This window comes from Virgibacillus salexigens (genome assembly GCF_014905415.1).
GTDB lineage: Bacteria > Bacillota > Bacilli > Bacillales > Amphibacillaceae > Virgibacillus > Virgibacillus salexigens.
The window spans coordinates 235,464-256,150 of the sequence record NZ_BNEO01000005.1; the positions used below are offsets into that span (position 1 = coordinate 235,464).

At 36.0% G+C, this 20,687-nt stretch carries 22 protein-coding genes; 16 read left to right on the forward strand and 6 right to left on the reverse strand.

The window, feature by feature from the left end; all coding sequences use genetic code 11:
- The first annotated feature begins 182 nt into the window (after positions 1–182).
- Positions 183–992 (forward strand): DUF368 domain-containing protein, encoded by an 810-nt coding sequence (locus JKP73_RS18400; protein ID WP_021288617.1) that lies wholly within the window; start codon positions 183–185, stop codon positions 990–992.
- 73 nt (positions 993–1,065) lie between these two features.
- Entirely contained in the window at positions 1,066–1,386 is a 321-nt protein-coding gene (locus tag JKP73_RS18405; RefSeq protein WP_021288616.1) for a thioredoxin family protein, read from the forward strand.
- 92 nt (positions 1,387–1,478) lie between these two features.
- On the opposite strand, the gene JKP73_RS18410 is transcribed toward JKP73_RS18405, so the two are convergent.
- Both JKP73_RS18410 and JKP73_RS18415 read right to left on the reverse strand, forming a co-directional pair.
- Positions 1,479–2,771: a S8 family peptidase gene (locus JKP73_RS18410; RefSeq protein ID WP_021288615.1), complete on the reverse strand. Its 1,293-nt coding sequence runs from the start codon at positions 2,769–2,771 to the stop codon at positions 1,479–1,481.
- Positions 2,772–3,176: 405 nt separating this feature from the next.
- Positions 3,177–3,806, reverse strand: coding sequence for a VOC family protein (locus JKP73_RS18415; protein ID WP_021288614.1), 630 nt, complete (start codon positions 3,804–3,806; stop codon positions 3,177–3,179).
- A gap of 93 nt (positions 3,807–3,899) precedes the next feature.
- Here JKP73_RS18415 and JKP73_RS18420 point away from each other — a divergent pair, with 93 nt between their 5' ends.
- From JKP73_RS18420 to JKP73_RS18440, 5 genes are all read left to right on the forward strand, one after another.
- On the forward strand, positions 3,900–4,460 hold the full coding sequence (locus JKP73_RS18420; protein WP_021288613.1) for a GNAT family N-acetyltransferase: 561 nt from the start codon (positions 3,900–3,902) through the stop codon (positions 4,458–4,460).
- Positions 4,461–4,578: 118 nt separating this feature from the next.
- The gene (locus tag JKP73_RS18425; protein WP_021288612.1) at positions 4,579–5,274 is read left to right on the forward strand and encodes a response regulator transcription factor; all 696 of its coding nucleotides are present in this window, start codon (positions 4,579–4,581) and stop codon (positions 5,272–5,274) included.
- Positions 5,271–6,623 (forward strand): HAMP domain-containing sensor histidine kinase, encoded by a 1,353-nt coding sequence (locus JKP73_RS18430; RefSeq protein WP_160807655.1) that lies wholly within the window; start codon positions 5,271–5,273, stop codon positions 6,621–6,623. The genes JKP73_RS18425 and JKP73_RS18430 overlap by 4 nt, the downstream gene beginning before the upstream one ends.
- Positions 6,624–6,695: 72 nt before the next feature.
- On the forward strand, positions 6,696–7,298 hold the full coding sequence (locus tag JKP73_RS18435) for a PepSY domain-containing protein (protein WP_160807656.1): 603 nt from the start codon (positions 6,696–6,698) through the stop codon (positions 7,296–7,298).
- Between the two features lie 195 nt (positions 7,299–7,493).
- Positions 7,494–8,039, forward strand: a complete 546-nt coding sequence (locus JKP73_RS18440; RefSeq protein ID WP_160807657.1) for a PepSY domain-containing protein — start codon at positions 7,494–7,496, stop codon at positions 8,037–8,039.
- A gap of 65 nt (positions 8,040–8,104) precedes the next feature.
- Here JKP73_RS18440 and JKP73_RS18445 read toward each other — a convergent pair whose 3' ends face one another.
- Positions 8,105–9,685, reverse strand: coding sequence for a bifunctional metallophosphatase/5'-nucleotidase (locus JKP73_RS18445; protein ID WP_031334863.1), 1,581 nt, complete (start codon positions 9,683–9,685; stop codon positions 8,105–8,107).
- Positions 9,686–9,906: 221 nt separating this feature from the next.
- On the opposite strand from JKP73_RS18445, the gene JKP73_RS18450 reads away from it, so the two are divergent.
- The 6 genes from JKP73_RS18450 to JKP73_RS18475 all read left to right on the forward strand — a co-directional run bounded on the left by JKP73_RS18450 (position 9,907) and on the right by JKP73_RS18475 (position 14,065).
- Positions 9,907–10,803, forward strand: a complete 897-nt coding sequence (locus JKP73_RS18450) for a YegS/Rv2252/BmrU family lipid kinase (RefSeq protein ID WP_160807658.1) — start codon at positions 9,907–9,909, stop codon at positions 10,801–10,803.
- Between the two features lie 118 nt (positions 10,804–10,921).
- Positions 10,922–11,380, forward strand: coding sequence for a MarR family winged helix-turn-helix transcriptional regulator (locus tag JKP73_RS18455; protein WP_021288606.1), 459 nt, complete (start codon positions 10,922–10,924; stop codon positions 11,378–11,380).
- Between the two features lie 234 nt (positions 11,381–11,614).
- Positions 11,615–12,250 carry an SDR family oxidoreductase gene (locus JKP73_RS18460; protein WP_021288605.1) on the forward strand — a complete coding sequence of 212 codons (636 nt, stop codon included), beginning with the start codon at positions 11,615–11,617 and terminating at the stop codon, positions 12,248–12,250.
- A 180-nt stretch (positions 12,251–12,430) separates the two neighbouring features.
- Positions 12,431–12,724, forward strand: coding sequence for a glutaredoxin domain-containing protein (locus JKP73_RS18465; protein ID WP_021288604.1), 294 nt, complete (start codon positions 12,431–12,433; stop codon positions 12,722–12,724).
- A 75-nt stretch (positions 12,725–12,799) separates the two neighbouring features.
- Complete coding sequence (locus JKP73_RS18470) at positions 12,800–13,210, forward strand: YppG family protein (protein ID WP_021288603.1); 411 nt, start codon at positions 12,800–12,802, stop codon at positions 13,208–13,210.
- A 147-nt stretch (positions 13,211–13,357) separates the two neighbouring features.
- Positions 13,358–14,065: an alpha/beta hydrolase gene (locus tag JKP73_RS18475; protein WP_031334861.1), complete on the forward strand. Its 708-nt coding sequence runs from the start codon at positions 13,358–13,360 to the stop codon at positions 14,063–14,065.
- Between the two features lie 45 nt (positions 14,066–14,110).
- Here the strand turns inward: JKP73_RS18475 and JKP73_RS18480 are convergent, their stop codons facing one another.
- Positions 14,111–14,965: a DegV family protein gene (locus JKP73_RS18480; protein ID WP_021288601.1), complete on the reverse strand. Its 855-nt coding sequence runs from the start codon at positions 14,963–14,965 to the stop codon at positions 14,111–14,113.
- Positions 14,966–14,987: 22 nt separating this feature from the next.
- Positions 14,988–15,902, reverse strand: a complete 915-nt coding sequence (locus JKP73_RS18485; protein WP_021288600.1) for a DMT family transporter — start codon at positions 15,900–15,902, stop codon at positions 14,988–14,990.
- Positions 15,903–16,245: 343 nt separating this feature from the next.
- On the opposite strand from JKP73_RS18485, the gene cshA reads away from it, so the two are divergent.
- The 3 genes from cshA (at position 16,246) to JKP73_RS18500 (ending at position 19,770) form a co-directional block, all read left to right on the forward strand.
- Positions 16,246–17,721, forward strand: coding sequence for a degradosome RNA helicase CshA (cshA, locus tag JKP73_RS18490; protein ID WP_021288599.1), 1,476 nt, complete (start codon positions 16,246–16,248; stop codon positions 17,719–17,721).
- A gap of 152 nt (positions 17,722–17,873) precedes the next feature.
- A complete protein-coding gene (locus JKP73_RS18495) occupies positions 17,874–18,353 on the forward strand; it encodes a PH domain-containing protein (RefSeq protein ID WP_021288598.1) in 480 nt (159 codons plus the stop codon).
- Positions 18,346–19,770 (forward strand): PH domain-containing protein, encoded by a 1,425-nt coding sequence (locus JKP73_RS18500; RefSeq protein WP_021288597.1) that lies wholly within the window; start codon positions 18,346–18,348, stop codon positions 19,768–19,770. The genes JKP73_RS18495 and JKP73_RS18500 overlap by 8 nt, the downstream gene beginning before the upstream one ends.
- A gap of 261 nt (positions 19,771–20,031) precedes the next feature.
- Here the strand turns inward: JKP73_RS18500 and JKP73_RS18505 are convergent, their stop codons facing one another.
- The gene (locus JKP73_RS18505; RefSeq protein WP_234447136.1) at positions 20,032–20,649 is read right to left on the reverse strand and encodes an HAD family hydrolase; all 618 of its coding nucleotides are present in this window, start codon (positions 20,647–20,649) and stop codon (positions 20,032–20,034) included.
- Positions 20,650–20,687 lie beyond the last annotated feature (38 nt).

A 20,687-nucleotide genomic window follows, 5' to 3' on the forward strand; every position in this document is an offset into this window, starting at 1 on the left:
TGGAAGTTAAATAATTTTTACATCCAGAGCATATTTTTTTTCTATAAAATAAATCATTAATTTGATATGATAATGCTAGTGACTTAATCAACATTTGGTTAGGTTTTTATTTTGTTTAATCCTATGTATAAGCAGGAAGAAGATAGAAACAAATCTTAACCATCAATAAGGGAGATTAGAAAATGGAATGGAAAAATATTTATCGTGGTATATTTATGGGAGCAAGTGATGTCATTCCAGGAGTAAGTGGCGGAACGATTGCTGTACTATTAGGAATATATGATCAATTAATTGCTGCAATTAATGGGTTCTTGAGTAAAGAATGGAAAAAACAACTAGGGTTTTTAATACCACTGGGAATTGGTGTTGTAATTGCGATATTTACATTAAGCCATGTAATTGAATGGCTATTTGAACATCACCCTGGACCAACCATGTTTTTTTTCTTAGGATTAATTATTGGAGTCCTTCCGTATCTTTTACATAAGGCCGAAGCTAAGAGCAAATTTAAAGCAAACCATATTGTATTGTTAATTATTGGTGCGATTCTGGTTGGTTCTATGGTTTTCTTACAGGCTGGCGAAGGGCCAGTGATTACGGAAATGAATATGTCAACCTATATTTTACTTTTCTTTTCCGGTTTTATAGCAAGTAGTGCTATGATTTTACCTGGAATAAGTGGGTCATTTATGTTGCTTGTCCTTGGCGTCTATCCTACTGTTATTGGAGCAGTAAGTAATATGCATGTCGATATTATTGCAGTTACTGGTATTGGGATTGTAATAGGAATTGTCGTTATGAGTAAAGTAATTAACTACTTTCTTACTCATTACAGAACAGGGACTTTTGCTATTATCATTGGGATGGTAATCGGTTCAATCGTTGTCGTATTTCCAGGATGGCCAGCAACAGGTTCACTTGTTTTAATCAGTGTTGCGACGTTTGCAGCTGGATTATTTGTCGCATATATTCTAGGTAGAGTAGAATATTAAGATAGAGCAAACCATAAGACAAACATATAAAAAATCGGTACAATAAACATTAGAAAAAGAGGGGGTAGTCAAAATGGAAGCAATTAAAACAGAAGAAGCTTTTTATGAAATTATTCAAAACGATGAACCAGTTATCGTTAAATTCTTTGCGGATTGGTGTCCGGATTGTAAACGGATGGACATGTTTATTGGCGATATCTTGGAAGAATTTAATAACTATAAATGGTATGAAATAAATAGTGATGAAGTCAAAGGTATTGCTGAAAAATACGAAGTAATGGGAATCCCTAGCCTATTAATTTTCCAAAATGGGGAAAAGAAAGCACATCAACATAGTGCATATACAAAAACACCAGAATCGGTTACAGAATTTCTTCATCAGCAATTAGGATAATTATAAACAGGCTGTCATTTATGACAGCCTGTTTATTAATGGTGTGAGTTTTTTTAATCGAACACCCTAAGTAAATGGGTGTGCTTGCGCTCTTATCTGGCAGCTTTTTGATATACTGTATATTTCTTAGCCATTTCCACGGCTCCATTTGCTTCAATATATCCCCAAATATCATTGAGCATTGGCTCAGAAGAAGATTTAAGGATGCTTTTGATATCGTTCGGACTTAAATTGGGATTTGCCTCCAGCATTTGAGCAATTACTCCTGCGCAAATCGGGGTTGCCATGGAAGTTCCTGATAACTGTAAATAGTTCTCATCGATGACTTGCTCAGGAAGTTCTTGTTCTAAGGCAGAACCAGGTGCCAATAAAGATATGATGTCTGTGCCAGGTGCGTATATATCAGGTTTCACAAAGGAATCTACAGTGGGACCTCTGCTTGAATACTCTGCAATTTGATCATCTGATCGTGCTTCAGTATTTTGGTCCATGGTTGATCCGACCGTAATAATAAATGGGTTGATGGCCGGTGTACTAATGGTTGTTTGTTCTGGGCCACTATTTCCTGCGGCAGCACATACAACAATTCCCTCATGCCATGCTTCCTCTACAGCAACTGATAAAGGATCGTCTCGGAATGATTCAAAGGCTTGAGCTCCAAGAGATAGTGAGATAACCCGAATGTTATACTCATCTTTATTACTTATGCACCACTCAATCCCTTCAATAATTGTAGATAATCTCCCACTTCCATTCTTATCAAGTACTTTTACACCAATGATGGATGCTTCTGGAGCGGGTCCAACATATAATCCATCGGACTGTTGACCGTTACCTGCTGCATCTCCAGCACAATGCGTGCCATGTCCATTATCATCATATGGCTCTTCTTGATTATTTATAAAATCTTTAAATGCTATAATACGATTATTTGGCTTTGTTAAGTCACTATGAGGGTGGATACCTGTATCAATAACAGCGATGGTGACGTCTTTTCCTGTTAACCCAGCGCTTTCCTGTAGTTCAACAGAACCAATTTGTTTACTGGCAACGTCTAATAATGCAGTAACTGTACGATCGTAGAAAATACGGTCAACAGCTTCATGATCTTTAATTTGTTTAATCATTTGTGGAGTTAAATTACCTCGAGCAGTTCTTCTTCCAATATCTTTGTCTAGCTTACTGTTGTTATCTGCTTGGCAAGCTGTTAACAAGTCTTTCTTCTTTGTGTCATCTGAGTCTTTTGAATAATAAACAATTACTGGCAGTCTTTCGTTACTTGTCTCATAAGGATCTTCTTTCCGTTTTAACCGAAGTTGTTCTACTAATCCTGGATCTAGTCTGCGGCCGGCCTCTTCAAACCAAACTCTTTTTCTGTTACTCATTTTCTTCCTCCTTGTGATTTTAAATTTAAAATCTACGAAATAGAATACCAGTAACGAGAACAACCCCCTATATTTGTATCCCTGTTAAGAGAGAGTGGGTCGTATAGAGAAAATAAGTAGTCGTTTGTTTGATTTGATAGGGGTGAGTCCTTATAAATAGAATAGCACTGGATGATTATGGTAACAATATGTCAAAATTACCAATTTATACTATTCGTATATTACATTGTATTCAGTTGATAGGAAGTGGTATGTGTAATAATCATGTCTTTGTGCAAGTGATGGCAACTGTGCAACATTGTTAAAAACATGGAATAGTTATATCTATGAAAACTATCCGATTCTCCATACCGTACGCATCTATTATATAGAACCGTTTACCTAGATTTGCAGTTTTGAAGTCAGTTATTCACTTATGCTAAACATAAGCTTTTTTTCTTCTTCAAACTGTAAATTCGTGTTAGCCAGCTGGAAATGATTAGCTTGGATTCGATGTTGGTACAAGGCTTTAAATTCATTGACAGGTAAGGTAGTAGCAATATTCGTTATGTTTTGCTTATTAATTAATTGTTTATCATCTGGAACATTCATTGAATTTCCCCATTGAATTAAAAAAGGGAAGTACTTTTTCGGTTGTGGGAAAAGCATTTGCCATGTTAAGTCCATTCCATTTGGCTTTTTTCGATGACCATCAATGGGACCGATATATGGAGTCATCGCTGTGTCATAATGTTTGATAAAAGATGTCATGTTTTCTGTTCTTAAGGCGAATTGAATTGGTCCTTCTTCAGAATTATCTAGAGCTAAAATGAGTTGTTGAATTAATGGATTTTCCGATTGATTGGCTAATCGCTGGTTGAATATTCCTAACCATTCAATATAGCAGTTATTTGCGAAGTACGCTAAATGATTATAGGTACCCCACTTCTCATGTTTTCCACCTTCTATCGTTTTGATATGATTCTTAGATGCAAAAGCAAGAGCAGCTGTTTTCGGTTCCTTGGCAGCAACAATGATATGGTCCAATGCCAACATATTACTTATCCCTCCTGGTTAAAAAATAGCTTCCTATTCTCTTGTACCTTAAGTATAATGGAAAAAAATTATTCGTGAAGGGATGTAAAGGAAATGCAACCAATTTTAAAGGATTTTCCACATGAGTTCGAAACAAAAAGATTGTTTATCCGCTTGCCGCTTCCTGGGGATGGCAGTGAAATTTATGATGCATTGCAAGCAAGTCGAGCTGAGTTAAAACCATGGTTACCCTTTGCGCAAAATGACCAAACAAAAGATGAAACAGAGGCAAATGTTCGTCAAGCACATCTGCATTTCTTAAGTAGAGAAGATTTGCGTTTTCATATTTATGATCGAAACAGAAGAAAATTCATCGGTTGTACTGGGCTGCATCGAATTGATTGGGATGTTCCCAAATTTGAAATTGGTTATTGGATTGATACAAGGTATCAGGGGCAAGGTTTGATGAAAGAAGCAGTTCAAGGATTGATTGAATTTGCGTATTCTGAATTTCATGCACATCGCATTGAGATTCGTTGTGATGAAAAGAATGTAAGAAGCAGGTCTATTCCAGAACGGCTGGACTTTGCTTTGGAAGGTATTTTGCGTAATAATTCGAAAGCGGTTGATGGGGAAGGGTTACGCAGCACATGTATTTATGCAAAATTAGGATAAGAACAGACTTTTTACCATATATTTGTTATCTTTAAGAAGAAAGAAATGGTAATTAGTTGAATGGGTATACAAGCAATGAAAGTTATCAATAATCTAGATTAAAAAAGCAGGTGGAATCATGGGGCAACCAAACATTTTAATTGTAGAGGACGAGCAAAAGTTAAGCAGAGTTCTGCAATTGGAACTGGAGTATGAAAATTACGAAACGACAATTGCTACAAGCGGAAAAGAAGCGTTAAAGCAAATGGAAAATAACCAATGGGATTTAGTGCTTTTAGATATTATGCTTCCCGAATTAAGTGGTTTAGAAGTGCTGCGAAGAGTAAGAAAAACGGATGAAACGACACCAATTATTCTGCTTACTGCCAGAGACCAAGTCCATGATAAAGTTAGTGGTTTGGATTTAGGGGCAAATGATTATATTACGAAACCCTTTCAAATAGAAGAATTATTAGCACGAATTCGTGTTCATTTACGTAATCCGATTAAGAAAAAAGAAGAGAATGGAGATTTACTTGCAGTTGGTGAATTACAAGTCAATCAAAATAGTAGAGAAGTAAAGCGTGCAGAAAAACAAGTTGAATTAACGCCTCGAGAATTTGACTTACTTGTATGTTTGTTACGAAATAAAAACATCGTTTTAAATAGAGAACAATTAATTGAACAAGTATGGGGATTTGATTACTTTGGGGATACGAATGTCGTAGATGTCTATATTCGCTACTTGAGACAAAAAGTAGACAAAGGCTATGATCAACCCTATATCCAAACCATTCGAGGAGTTGGCTATACAATAAAGGATATTGAAGCATGAAGCTTAGAACAAAAATCCAACTATTTACAGGTTTGTTTATGCTCGTTGTAACGTTATTAATAAATACATCTATTTACTTTTTGTTTTATAAAATCTCCACGGATAGTGAATTAGAGGAATTAGCAGATCAAACGGAGCGCTTGGTAGAGACGATTCAACAGCAACCGGATGTTGCTTCAAAAGAATTATTTACTTCATTTTCTCCGCAACAAGGAATGATTCAAGTCATTAACCAGTCAGATATAGCGTTTCTTGCCGCAAACCCCGCAAATTACGAACCACCAACGGCGTTTTCGGCTAACGAGGAAAATACAATTATAGAACAAAACAATGCACCGGATGTAGCATTAGTATCCAAGCCAATTATTTGGGAGACAGGCGATCAGGCTGGTGAGGTTGTTACCATCCAATTTTCAAATCAGCTGACTACATTAGATAGTACAATGACAACTTTGTTTTATGTATTATTAGCTGCATCAGGGTTGATAATTATTCCAATCATTATCGCTGGTAATGTGCTAAGCAGATTCTTATTAAATCCAATAAAAACATTAATTCAAACGATGCGTGAAAATATGCGCGAAGCCAATTGGAAGAAGATCAATGTCGACAATCGTTCCCGAGATGAGCTCTATGAGATGGAGAAGACCTTTAATGAAATGATTGATCAGTTGAAAGATAATTTTGAGAAACAGGAAATATTTGTATCGGATGCCTCTCATGAATTAAAAACACCTATTTCTATAGTGAAAAGTTATGCTCAGCTATTAGAGAGACGAGGAACGGATAATCCATCTCTTGTAAAAGAGTCCATTGAGACCATCGATTCAGAAGCAGATCGAATGAGTAAATTGGTGGAACAAATGCTGCGTTTAGCTAAAAATAAAGAAGCATCTGTAACGGAAACGATAGATATCTCTGCATTAGCAAAGGAGACAGTATGTACATTTGATGGTGCTTATTCTAGAGAAATCCAATTTGATCAAAGAAGACAGCAATTGATGGTAAATGGCAGTCGTGATCAATTGGAGCAAGTAATGTATATCTTAGTAGATAACGCGCTTAAATACAGTAATGAACAGGTAGAAGTCAGCATTGATCAGAGCAATGATAAGGCTGTTTTTTCTGTACGTGATTACGGCAAGGGGATTCCTGAGCAAGAGCAAGCGCGTATATTTGAACGATTTTACCGTGTAGACAAGGCGAGAAGCAGGGATACAGGTGGAACCGGTTTAGGCCTTGCTATCGCGAAGGCAATCGTTAAAGAACATCAGGGAGAATTAACGGTTTTTAGTAAAACGGATGCAGGTTCGACATTTACGGTAAGCCTACCAATTGTTGATTCTTAGCAAATTTTAATGTGAATCACCACTGCTTCTCATGCGCTTTATTTATCCTTGTAATATAAGGAGGGAAGACCTTTGAGTAAAAAAATAGGTATCATTGTAGCAAGCATAGTAGGAGTCATTCTTTTTGGTTTTGGGATGATCTATTTTAGCGTTACATCATCAGGGACGGAGCTCTCCAAATCAGAAGCAGAGGATATTATTACTAGTCAATACCCTGGGAAAATTAATGGTGAAGTAGAAAAAGATGCAACGCATGGATATTATCATGCTGTCATTGAACATAATGGGAAAGCTTATGACGTGAAAATTGATGGAAATACCGGTGAGGTATTAAATTTAAAAAAACTACAAGTACCTGTTGATGATCATTCTACGGAAAACCAGGAGGATAAAAACGCAGCGGATTCGAAAAAGAAAAAAAACGAAGAAAATCAAAACAATCATGAAAAATCCAATGAAAACGAAGTAGTAATAGATATAGAAAAGGCAAAAGAACTTGCTTTAGAACAATTTGATGGAACAGTCGAAGACATAGAAAAAGATGAAGATGATGGCATTTATGTTTATGAGGTTAAGGTTGTAAATGGTGAAGACGAGGCAGAAATTACAATTGATGCATCAACTGGAGAAATTATTTATAAAGATATTGATGTTGAGAGAGAAGATGAAGATTAATCTGTATGGTTCCTGTTACAAAAACAGGGACCTTTTTATGGAAGCTGACCTTGCCATAGAGCGGATATTCTAGTTAAACCTGCCTTTAAGAGGGTATTTCCTTTTTATTTTCTCATTAAATTCTAATCTTGTTCACACGATCCTCTTATCCCGAATGGTTATGATAAGACTAACAACAAATTAGGAGGAATAAATATGAAAAAAACATTCGGTATTATTATTGGAGCATTGGCAGGGACAGCAGTTATTGGATCAGGAGTTTACTATTCAGATGCAGATGTAAAAAGTCCAAAGTTAAATAGTGACGAGATTCGACAAATGGTCGAGGATCAGTATGATGGAACAATTACTGAGTTAGAGCTTGATAAGGATCGCAATCAAGCTGTATATGAGGTAGAGGTTATCGAAAAAAGCAAGGAGCATGACCTTAAGTTAGATGCTGATACAGGAGAAGTATTACGTGAAAAATCAAAAGACATCAATAAAGATGACGATGATATCGAAGATGATGTTAAACTTGATATGAATAATGAAGATTTGATTGGTGTAGAAAAAGCAAAAGAAATCGCCAAAAATAACTTTGATGGGAAAGTAGTAAGCATTGAGTTGGATGATGATGATAATCGCTTGATATATGAATTGGAATTAAAAAATGGTAAGAAAGAAGCCGATTTTGATATTGATGCCAAAAACGGTGAGATTTTAGAAATGGATGTAGAAGCAGACGACGATGACGAATAAACATAAAAAATATCCAGTTGATGATGCATCAGCTGGATGTTTTTTATACAGTCACGATAAATCATTTATTTGGCGATAACCTTATAATTATTTGTTACCGTAGCTTCTATAGTGGTATATGTATCAAAGTATTCTCTGATTAGTTCAACGGTGTCTTTTTGAATTTCTTTTATAACGCTTTTCCCTTTAAACATTGCATAATTTCCACCGCCTGAGGCACGGTAGTTATTCATAACAACGGAATATGTAGCCGTATTTTTAATTGGTTGTTTTTGATAAGATAATTTTTCTATTCTATTGCCAACTGGATTGGCGACATTAATGGTATATTCAATTCCTTCCCACATATCATAATTATAGTGTTGCGGCTTTGGATCTTCATATGCAGGATTAACAATGATTCTCCCGTCTACGGCTAATTTAAAATAGGTTGCGGTTTGTTCTAAAGCTTCCTTTATGTCTTTCCCGGATAGCTCTAAAACAACCAATGTATTAGGGTACATATAATTACTAACTACATTACGCATTGTAACTGTTGAAGAGAACCCTGTTGCGTGGTTATTTAAGAGAGCAGTTACAGAAATATTAGCTCCGCTAGCTCTCATTTGTACTTTCTGGATAAATTCTATAAATGGGTGCTTGTTTATTCGCGCCTCAAATGGATTACGTATGGTCATATCACCAATAATATTACCAATCGGTTGGTCTAGCCATTTCTGTGTGGATGCTTCTAAATAGGAAGCATCTTCAACAATTTTTTTATCTGTATCCATAGTTTCTAAACGACCAATGGATGCTTGTTTATTTATAATGTTCCAATGATTGGTTTCATCTTGTTCAAGGGTCACTTGTATTTCACCATAGGTTACCGCGTTATGACCAGGTTGAATAAATAGTGTGCCATGTCTATCTCCAATGATTTTTCTATGTTGATGGCCAGTGAGTAATATATCAATTCCTTCCAAGTCGCACATTTCATATGCTTGATTTTCTCCAGTTAACGTCTCTGTAGGTTCACCAGTTTGTAAATCTTTTTCAAATCCGCCATGATAAGCAGCAATTAAAACATCTGGCTGTTCAACCATTTGAATATGAGAGACCCATTTTTGAAGGGTTGAAGATGCATCTTCAAAATTAATCCCTTGAAGGTGATCCGGGGATTCCCAATTTGGAATATAATGTGTTGTAACTCCAATAATTGCAATCTTTAAACCATTCTCAAATATTTTTGTTAGATAGGGCGGCCCAAATTTTGGTTGATTGGATTCCTTATCAATAATATTTGCCGCTAACCATGGATAATGGGATTGATCTATGGCGGCATGTAATACATTCATCCCATAATTAAACTCATGGTTACCTATCACGCCGGCATCTATTCCAATCGTATTCATCGCTTGTATCATTGGATTTAATTTGTTCATATGTTCTTTTACATAATGTGTCATTAATGGCGTGCCTTGAATCAGATCACCATTATCAACTACGATCATGTAATCTGACTCTTTTCTTTTTTGTTTAACTACTGTGGCATATTTCGCTAAACCACTATCCGTTTTTTCATTGGTAGCATAATTAATTGGCATGATATGTCCATGAATATCACTTGTATATAAAATAGTAAGATTTATCAACTTAAAAAGCATCCTTTCGAAGCTAAAATGGTACTTGAGGATTTAGTTTATAACGTTTTACATCATTCCATGCCTTTATTAAATACTATTTAAAACAAAAAAGCTATATTAAATTAATATGATAGGAAGACGCCCAATGATTAGATGTAATGCATGGATCTTACATGGATAGGTTTCTTTTCACATATATAAGGAAATAAATAAGTAATAGCGGAGGAGTGGAGGTTTTAGCAATGGGTTATAATAAAGCATTATATATATATAATGGAAACGCTGGAAAAGAAGCAATGGAAGAAAAATTAGCACAAACGTTACCCATTTTATCCCAAGCAATCAAACAATTAATTATTATTCAGACGGAATCAATTGAAGATGCTAGAACAACATGTATCGACTATGCTTCGCACATAGATTTGCTGATTATCTTAGGTGGAGATGGAACGATACATAATTGTATTAATGCGATAGCTCCTTTAAATGAACGACCGGTAATTGCTATACTCCCTGGAGGAACTTCAAATGACATTACGAGGATGTTGCAAATCCCCCAAAACTTATACCAAGCAGCTAGTGCGATCATAGATGGCAAGGTTGTTCCTATAGATGTAGGCAAAGCAGATGACCGTTACTTCCTTAATTTTTGGGGAATTGGCTTAGTCGCAGAAACTTCCCAAAACATTGACAACGACCAAAAGAAAAATTTAGGCGTTCTTAGTTATTTTATGAGTACGTTAAAGACAGTAGGTCAAGCTAAAAGCTTTTCTTATGAACTAAAAACAAGTTCAGATAGATATCAAGGGGAAGCGGTGATGGTGATTGTGCTCAATGGAAAATACCTGGGGACGAGAGAAATCCCGATAACATCAATCAGCCCTTCTGACGGGAGGTTAGATGTCTTAATAGTTAAGAATTCAAGCTTAGCATCTTTTCGAGAACTATTGTCTATGAACAATCCAGAAACAGAAATAAACGATCTCCAAGAAATTACGTACACACAAACAAATCGGTTACACATACACACAAACGAAACAAAGGATGTGGATACCGACGGTGAAATCATATCTGGTACCCCCTCGACTATTGAAATATTACCATCGCATCTGCGCATGATAAAAGCTACATCAAATTAAAGAAAAACACAATTCCATTTTTTGGGAATTGTGTTTTTAAATTCGCTCTAATTTACAAATTTAGGAAAGAAATTATGCTATAATACCTTTAATTATGGAATCGGAAAGAGGGGATGAAATGATAATAGATAATACATTAAAAGAGAAAAAAGAGGATGCCTCTCTAAAATTATTTGTCGTTCTTTCAAAGGCATACCGAACAATTATGGAACAAGTAGAAGCTGATATTCAATCGAGAGGACTCAATTTAACGGATTTTGCAGTGTTAGAATTACTCTATCATAAAGGAGCACAACCTTTAAAAAGCATTGGAGAAAAAATACTATTAACGAGTGGAAGTATTACGTATGTCATTAATAAGCTTGAAAATAAACGGTTATTAACAAGAATACCGAACGCTGAAGATCGACGTGTTACTTTTGCTGAAATTACTGAAAGCGGGGCTGACTTATTGCAAACCATTTTCCCAGGACATTGGGAGAGGATTGAGGAAATTACTGCTGGATTAAATGATGCAGAAAAAGAAATTGCGATTGATTTATTAAAAAAATTGGGTACTTCTATCCGATCTTTATAACATATTTTATTTCCATCTGTGACGAACATCACTGATGAAAATAGAAAAAAATGGTAATATATACAATGGATATGGGGATGTCCCAGCTCTATTATGATATAACACGAGTCAAGGTTCCGTTTACTTGACTATAAAGAAGCAAAATGTCTTTTAAAAGATGTTTTGCTTCTTCTCTTTGCGGATATAGTATTTAGTGTGCTAATTTTGAGTTTCAAAGGGGGGGAATAATCATTTATGCGAGTGCTCGTAATAGGAGCTAACGGTGGAGTAGGAAGGCATATTGTCACCAAACTAAGAGCAGAAGGACACGAGCCTATTGCAATGGTTCGTAAAGAGAGTCAGTTGTCAGATTTTGAAAAAAACGGATGGAAGGCTGTTCTTGCAGATTTAGAATCTGACTTTGAATCGGTATTTAATCAGATAGATGCAGTTATTTTCGCTGCAGGTTCGGGTTCTAATACAGGTGCAGATAAAACAATTATAATTGACCAAGAAGGTGCGATTGCAGCAATGCATCTGGCTCAAAAGCATTCTATTAAACGGTTTTTACTGCTTAGTTCAATGGGAGCAGATCAACCAAAAGAAGCTCCTGATTCGATCAAGCATTATTTGTATGCAAAGCATCGAGCAGATGAGTATCTAAAACAGTCACGTCTTGCTTATACAATTATACGTGCGGGTTATTTAACGAATGAAGAAGAAAAAGGTACAGTAACTTTACAAGATGAAGAAAATGAAATAGAAATTGACTCGGTAACGCGAAGTGATGTTGCAGCTGTAATGTCAGCTTTACTAACAGATGAGAGAGCTCAATATAAGGTTTTACAATTAACGAATGGAAAAACACCAATTAGCAACCTTTTTCAGTAAGTGGGCTATATAAATCTGCAGCTAGGTATCTTCCTAGATCGTAGGTTTATTTTTATGACAAATAATGCAAATAATGTAATCAAGATGTAATCATTTTATTATATTTCTGTTTGTTTTTCCTTTATGACGGGTACTATAGCATTAAGCAGCTGATAAAGATGAAAAAGGAGGCTCTTAGTTATGGCAGATCCAGAGGTGGTCGTTTTTGTTAGCAACGATAATGCTGAATGTGAAAAGTTACTAGAACATTTGCGTGATTGGAATGTCACTTATGTGACTAAAAATGTTAATACAGATAGTGGTCACATGAAGGAGTTGCAAGAAAACGGAATCTACGGTACTCCAGCGATGTTTATCAATGGAGAAAAAGAACCAATTTTGGGCTTTCAGAAAAACAAAATAAAATATAGACTTGGTTTAGCTAATACCGATGTCTCACATTATAGTTCATTGTTTGAAGGGTATGAAAAATGATGCATTCATCTAAATGTCACACACCTTAATGAACAACATAAACTAGTAAAAAAGATAAAGAAGGTGTGTGTTCAAATGTTTCATCGGCCTTATTTTGATCACGCTTATTTTCATGATGATGGCCAACGTAATTATCCTTATCCTCAACAATATAACTACAATTTGAATACGGATCCAGGGAATCAAAATTACCACGGGAGTAATCCATACAATTTTCAAGCCGTGCAGCAGACCCCCTATGATTATTTTGCTAAGCCACAACAACCAATGAGCTGGCCAGGTACAAAATCGCAACTAAATCAACAAACGGATTATCAAGACATGAATGTTCCAGAATTTGCTACACAAGATCAAGCTCCCCCTGGACCAGGTCAACAATTAGATTTAGATAAAATGTTATCAACCGTAGGGCAGTTAGCTAATACGTATCACCAAGTGTCGCCAATTGTGAAGCAATTCGGTTCACTAATAAAGACGTTTCGATAGAGGAAATCAAGCTGATGGTAAAAAAGGAACACATCAGCTTTTTTGTTGGAAAAATAGTTTGTTATTTTATCCATTAAGTAACTATAATAATTTTTTCCTTTATCGGGTAAACGAAGATATAGGATATGAAAGAGGAGAATAAATATGATGACAGCATGTTTAATTATTCATGGTTATACTGGCGGCCCTTATGAAGTGGAACCACTAGCCAATTATTTACATGAACATACCAATTGGCATATTAATGTTCCTACGCTACCTGGACATGGAAGAAGGCTTAACTTAAAAAATGTTTCTTATAAGAAATGGATTAAAGCAGCAGAAACTACATTGCTGCAATTAAGAGAGAAGTACGAGACAGTATATCTTATTGGATTTTCAATGGGAGGAATGATTGCTGCTTATCTTGCAGCAAAATACAAAGTAGAGAAGCTCGTTCTTTTGGCAACTTCAGGAAAGTACTTGTCTTTTAAACAAATTAGCTTAGACGTTGGCGGGGTAATTGCTGATGCAATAAAAGGTGATTTAGGAAGGAATAAGTTATACATCCATTATAAAAAGAAATTAGGAGCCGTACCGTTAAAAGCAAATATTGAATTTCTAAAATTGGTAAAATTCACAAGGAGATATTTAAAAAAAATTAAATCGCCTGTATTAATTGCTCAAGGGCAACAGGACGGAATGGTACCATATAAAACCGCTTATTACTTAAATAAAGAAATTACTTCAGAACGCAAGGAAGTAGTGTTTTTTGAACGTTCCAGACATTTAATTTGTTTAGGGGATGATAAAGACACCCTTAATCAAATGGTCTATTCATTTCTTACCAAACAAGAGGTAGTGATGAACACATAAAAAGAGTCTGTAACCCATGTGTTAACAGACTCTTACATACATAATTCAGTCTCGAAAGAAGGAAATGACGAGGGCACCTTCACCACCGTAGGTAGAAATTAGTGGACCAGTATCCATGAGATAGGCGTCTTTGAAATTGTACTTTCTACGAATTTCGGCTAGTACGTTATTTGCCCGCTCCTCGGCATTACAGTGTGCTAATGATATAACCTTATCTTCCACATTTTTAGTATATTCTCCGATCTGTTCAATAAATCGGCGAATGGATTTTTTATCACCACGTACTTTTTCACTAACTTCAATGGTACCTTCCTCACTAGCTCTCATTAATAACTTAATGTTTAATGTTTTGGCTATGGTACCTTTCACTTTGTCTAAACGACCACCTAGAATAAGATTTTCAAGCGTTTTAAGCACAAATAGTGTGGTGGTGTGCTCAACCATTTGGTGCATATGCTCTACTAATTCTGAAAATGCAAAGCCGTCATTTATTTTTGAGATTGCTTCATGAAGTAATAACGCAATTCCTGAAGAAGCGGTTTTTGTATTAATTACCTCTATATTGCGTTCTGGTTCTTCTTCTAACAACATTCTCTGTCCCAACACCGCATTCTCATACGTACTACTTAATCCTTTAGTAAGACTTAGCATAAGAATTGGTGTTTGTTTATCAATTTGTTTAAATGCTTCATAAAAATCATTAGGGCTTGGTGCTGCTGATCTAGGCAATTCGTTTAATTCTGAAACTTTTTTATGGAATGCAGGGAGATCTAAATCAATTCCACTTTGGTATTGGCCATCACTAAAATGCAAATAGAGTGGTACTTGAATAATTTGTGTTTTATTAAGCAGCGACAATGGAATATCTGCCCCACCATCTGTCATTAATTGAATGTACATGTATTCACCCATTTCGTAAAAATTAATCTTGCTGTTCTTTTTTTGCGATTGTCATTTTCGTTTTTCGATTGGTACTTAAAATAAATAAAAACAAACCAAAGAGTACGATTGTCCCACCTAATAATTGAAAGGCAGTTATATTCTCGCCTAATATAATATAGGCGAGGATAGAGGCTCCTATTGGTTCAAAAACAATCCCCATAGAAATGGTTGCCGTACTTAACCATTTTAACGCCCAGTTAAATAAGGTATGCCCAAGAAAAGTCGGAATAATAGCAAGTGCTAAGAAAATCCACCAATGATCGGCTGGATAATTAAAGAAAGCGTTGCTAAGCAATAAGTTATAGACAATAAGCGTGATGGAGCTGACGCCATATACAACAAATGTATAGGTCATTAACGAAAGATTTCGTCTAACTTGTTGACCTAATAAGAAATAAGCAGTAACGGTTATTGCCCCAAGTAATGCTAGTATATCGCCAAAGAGAGCTACTCCACTTATCTTAAAATCGCCCCAACTTATGATAATGCTTCCAATTAATGCAATTAGCATGCTAATTACGGCTCCAGATGAGAAGCGTTCCTTGAAAAAGAAATAGGTGCCTAGAAATGCAAAAATAGGCTGAAGCGTTACAAGTACAACTGAACTTGCTACGGAAGTATAGTTTAAAGATTCAAACCATAATATAAAATGGAAGGCTAAAAAAATTCCGGCCAAAATGGACAATATCCAATCTTTTTGATTAATTAATTTTAACTCATGTCGATATTTAGTTAATACGAAAGGAGCCATTAATAATACGGCAAATAATAAACGATAATTTGCGATAATAGCTGCAGGTGCTTGGTCTGCCAGCTTTACAAATACTGCAGAGGTCGAAACAGAGGCAACTCCAATAACTACAGCAATGTATGGGTTAAACGGAGGAAGACGCATCCTAAACCCTCCTAATTTATACTTGTATATCCCATACATTTTATCATGGTATAGTAAAAAAATCATTTTCTAATTAGTATCCTTATGAAAAATATGTTATCATATTGATTGCATGAACTTACGATTGAGGCCTCTTACCATTATGGTGAAGCCTTTTTGTACTTTAGAAGTATAAAAATACATTCTGATTTTAGAATATAAATAAAGTCATACGATTTTTGTGTAAAATTCCCTTAAAGATAAGCTTTTACTATACTGTGAACGCGGGAACGATATCAAGAACTAAAGTATAGAAGCAACCAAGGCCTCTTTTACAATCACAAAAAAAGGAGTAGAGGAATAGGTGACAACATTCAAAGAATTAGGCATCTCAACTTCCATTATGAAAGCATTAGAAAAAATGGGGTTCGAAGAAGCTACACCGATACAAGCAGAAACAATTCCACTTGCTTTAGAAGGCAATGATTTAATTGGACAAGCTCAAACTGGAACAGGGAAAACCGCTGCTTTTGGTATTCCAATGATAGAAAAATTAGATGCAAAAGCAAGAAAAATTCAAGGATTAGTAGTAGCGCCGACAAGAGAATTAGCTATTCAAGTAGCAGAAGAATTAAATAGGCTAGGAAAGCTTAAAGGAGTACGCGCTTTTGCAGTTTATGGTGGTCAACCCATGGATCGTCAAATTCGATCTTTAAAGGATGGTCCACAAATCGTTGTTGCTACACCAGGAAGACTATTAGACCATATGCGCAGGAAAACAATTCGTACAAACTATATTCAGACTGCTGTATTAGATGAAGCAGATGAAATGTTGAATATGGGATTCATTGATGATATTCGTGATATTTTAAAAGGAATTCCAGAAGAAAGGCAAACATTATTGTTTTCAGCAACAATGCCTAAAGAAATTAGAGAAATCGCAACAAATTTGATGAAAAGTCCAAAAGAAATTAAGATTAAAGCGAAGGAAATGACGGTTGAAAATATTGATCAGTATTTCATTGAAATACCGGAAAAATATAAATTTGATACGTTAAATAATCACTTGGACATTTATTCCCCAGATTTAGCGATCGTTTTTAGTCGTACGAAGAAACGTGTCGATGAGATTACGGAAGGTTTGCAAGCAAGAGGTTATCGAGCTGAAGGAATCCATGGCGATTTAACCCAAGGTAAGCGTATGTCCGTCCTTAAGAAATTCAAACATGGTCGTGTTGATGTATTAGTTGCGACAGATGTGGCTGCTAGAGGATTGGACATTTCTGGTGTTACGCATGTGTATAACTTTGATATTCCACAAGATCCAGAAAGTTATGTTCATCGAATCGGTCGTACGGGACGTGCTGGTCGAACTGGCGCAGCCATTTCATTCATTACTCCAAGAGAAATGGCACACTTGCAATTAATTGAAAAAGTAACGAAAAGTAAAATGAAACGTATGGTACCTCCAACGAATCATGATGCCCAAAAGGGACAGCAACAAGTATCATTAAATAAAATTAAAGGTACGATTGAGAAGAAAGATTTGAATGATTACCACCAAACGGCCAATCAACTATTAGAAGAACACGATTCTGTTTCAGTCGTAGCTGCAGCATTGAAGTTACTAACCAAGGAGCGCAAAGACACTCCTGTTAAGATATCTTCTGTAGCACCAGTAAGTGTTAAAAAAGCACAACGTTCGAAGGATAGTCGACGTTCAAATAATAAACGTGTTTACGGGAAACGCGGTCAAAGTGGTCGTAGTGGTCAAGGCGGCCGCAACCAGGGTGGCCGTAATCGGAAAGGTAATTTTCAAAAGCGGAGAAATAGAGATTAGTTAATATAAAAAAAGCTTCTTGAATAGCAAGAAGCTTTTTTTATATGGTTTAGTATAGATGAGCTTCATGGTAGGATAAGAATAAAATGAAACATATTCTATCGATGTATCGTATTAGTTGAGAAGAAAATTAAAAAACAAGGTGATTGGACATGAGACAACCTCCGAAACATACGATAGCTCAAGACGCTATCAAGGTATGGAGAATTACCGAAGCAATATTTTTTGGTATCCTTATTATCATTGGGATAGCTGCATTTATTATTAGTATGCTCTTTGATTTTACTATTTGGTACAGCATCATTGGCTTGGTTGTAATTATCGTATTGGCGTATATTGCAATACAATACTTGCCAGCTCTTCGCTGGCGGCGCTGGAGATACGAAGTGTTTGACCAAGAGATTTACATACAGCATGGCATTATTATTGTTTCGAGGACTTTAGTTCCCATGATACGTGTACAGCATGTGGATACAAAACAAGGGCCAATATTAAAAAGGTATGGATTAGCAAGTGTGACAATATCCACAGCTGCTACCACACATGAGATACCAGCTTTACTTGAGGAAGACGCCTCCGTGTTGCGAGATCGGATCTCAGAATTAGCAAGGGTGGATGAAGAAGATGTATAGAGCAAAACGAATGCACCCTGCTGTTATTTTGTTTCAATTTTTTAAGTCACTCAGAGAAATGATTATCCCTATCGTTGTAGCTTTTTTTGCTTTTCGCGATGAACATTTTATGTACTTTATTGGAGCGATTACGCTTGTAACTGTACTTCTTGTCACTTTTAGTACCATTACTTGGCTGCGATTCACTTATACAGTGACTGATGAGGAACTGCGTATTGAATCTGGAATTTTTATTAAAAAGAAAAGGTATATTTCAAAGGGACGTATTCAATCAATCGATTTAACAGCTAATGTCCTGCATCGGTTATTAGGCTTAGCAAAAGTACAAATAGAAACTGCTGGTTCAGGTACTTCAGCAGAAGCTTCTCTAACTGCGGTGAAGGTAGCAGAGGCTGAACAACTAAGAAATCTTTTGAAAGTAACCAAGGTAGCTACATCGGAAGTTGGAGAAACGAAGACCGTACAAGCACCTTTTTATCAAATTACCAACAAGCGGTTGTTCATTGCTGGAACAACATCTGGAAGCATCGGTGTATTATTAGCTTTTATCGCTTTTGCATTGTCCGAATTAGAACAATTTATTCCTGATAATTATTTTGATCATACGATACAGTGGATAATTGGGCTAAGCGTTGTGCTTATCGTTATAATAACAATTGGATTCTTATTCGTTCTATGGCTGCTTGGAATAGTAGGGACGATGGTTAAGTACGGTCATTTCCGTATTGAGAGGCGTGATGAAGAATTATTTATTACGAGAGGCCTACTAGAAAAAAAGCAAATTACTATACCTTTAAAACGTATTCAAGCCATTGGTATGAAAGAAAGCATGATTCGTCAACCCTTTGGTTATGTTTCTTTATTTGCAGAAGTAGCTGGTGGTTCCTTAGATAAAGGAGAAGAGTATTCCACTTTATTATTTCCAATCATGAAAAAAGACGAAGTGGAGGATTTTTTGAGGACACTCCTTCCTTCCTATAGTTATCCAATCGAGCCAACATGGAGAAAACTCCCAATCAAGGCGAAGAAATTTTATATGCTTCGTGGAGTTATCCCATTTATTCTAATCGCGATACCAATCGCTATATTTATTCCAACTTTCTTATGGACTGTCATTGTTTTTCTTATACTTGGGTTATATCTAGGTTATCTCCGTTATTCAGATGGAGGCTTTCTTATACAAGAAAAACGATTAATGATCCGCTGCCGCACTTTTAGTAGGATAACAGTCGTCTTGTTTCATAAGCGTATTCAAGCCTATGAAAAGAAACAACACATTGCACATCGAAAGCAAAACCTTGCTAACTTTAAACTATCTATTATCGGAAAGTACGGTTCTGGTAAACATTATCAATTAAAGGAAGTAAAAGATGTCCAAGCAGATTCATTAGCAGATTGGTTTTCATACCGAGTGTAAAAAGGAAGGGAAGTCAAAGAATTTTATCATTTAATAATCCGAACGATTTCACACTCGAATCAGTTCGGATTATTTGTTTACCAAAAACAGGTTCTATTCTAGCTCCATAAACACTTCACTTTTTAGGGGGACTTCAGCTCGCGATGTTCCTGCAGGAATCTACGGATCGAACCGCATTTCTTATCAGGATTTACTTCACCACTATATTATTGTTCGGATTTTAGTGAACGACCTTTATTGGGTCCTAGCCTCTGCGGTAGCTTAGGTGGTTAACTGCAAAATCTCATAGGGGTTTTTAAATATATATTCCGCATTTGTAAATCTGGTAGTAGAAGTCAGTCCCCATGCTGCTACCCCGAAATCTACTCCTGCTGATTTCGCGCATTCCATGTCATAAGGGGAATCCCCAATATATATAGCCTCATTTGAGTCGCAATTTAAGTATTGTAAGGCTAACTGCAACGGGTCTGGATTTGGTTTATGGTATTCTGTGTCATCTGCAGATACAACTGTTTGAAAATGCTGTGCAATTGAAAGCCTTTCAAAACCTGCTTGCAGTTCTTTTTTGGTTTGGGATGTGACAATTCCTGTTTTTGGTAATCGCTTGATTACTTCGAGAATATCTCTAAAGATAGGGACATTTTGCATATGCGGCTGTTGTTTTTGGAACCAAGTATCGAGCGCTGTTTGAGTATCGGAAATGTCTAAGACTTCGAGTGTTCTTAATCCTGGAATACCAATCGAAAAACGTAGTTCTTCAAGATCTTTAACGATTCCCATCTCGGATAATGTTGCTTGTAATGCTTCCAATCCAATTTTTTCTGAATCAATAATCGTTCCATCCAAATCAAAAATAAATACTTGATACACCATCATCATCTCCTAAGAATAGTTGCTATGTTTATCCTAGAGGATGA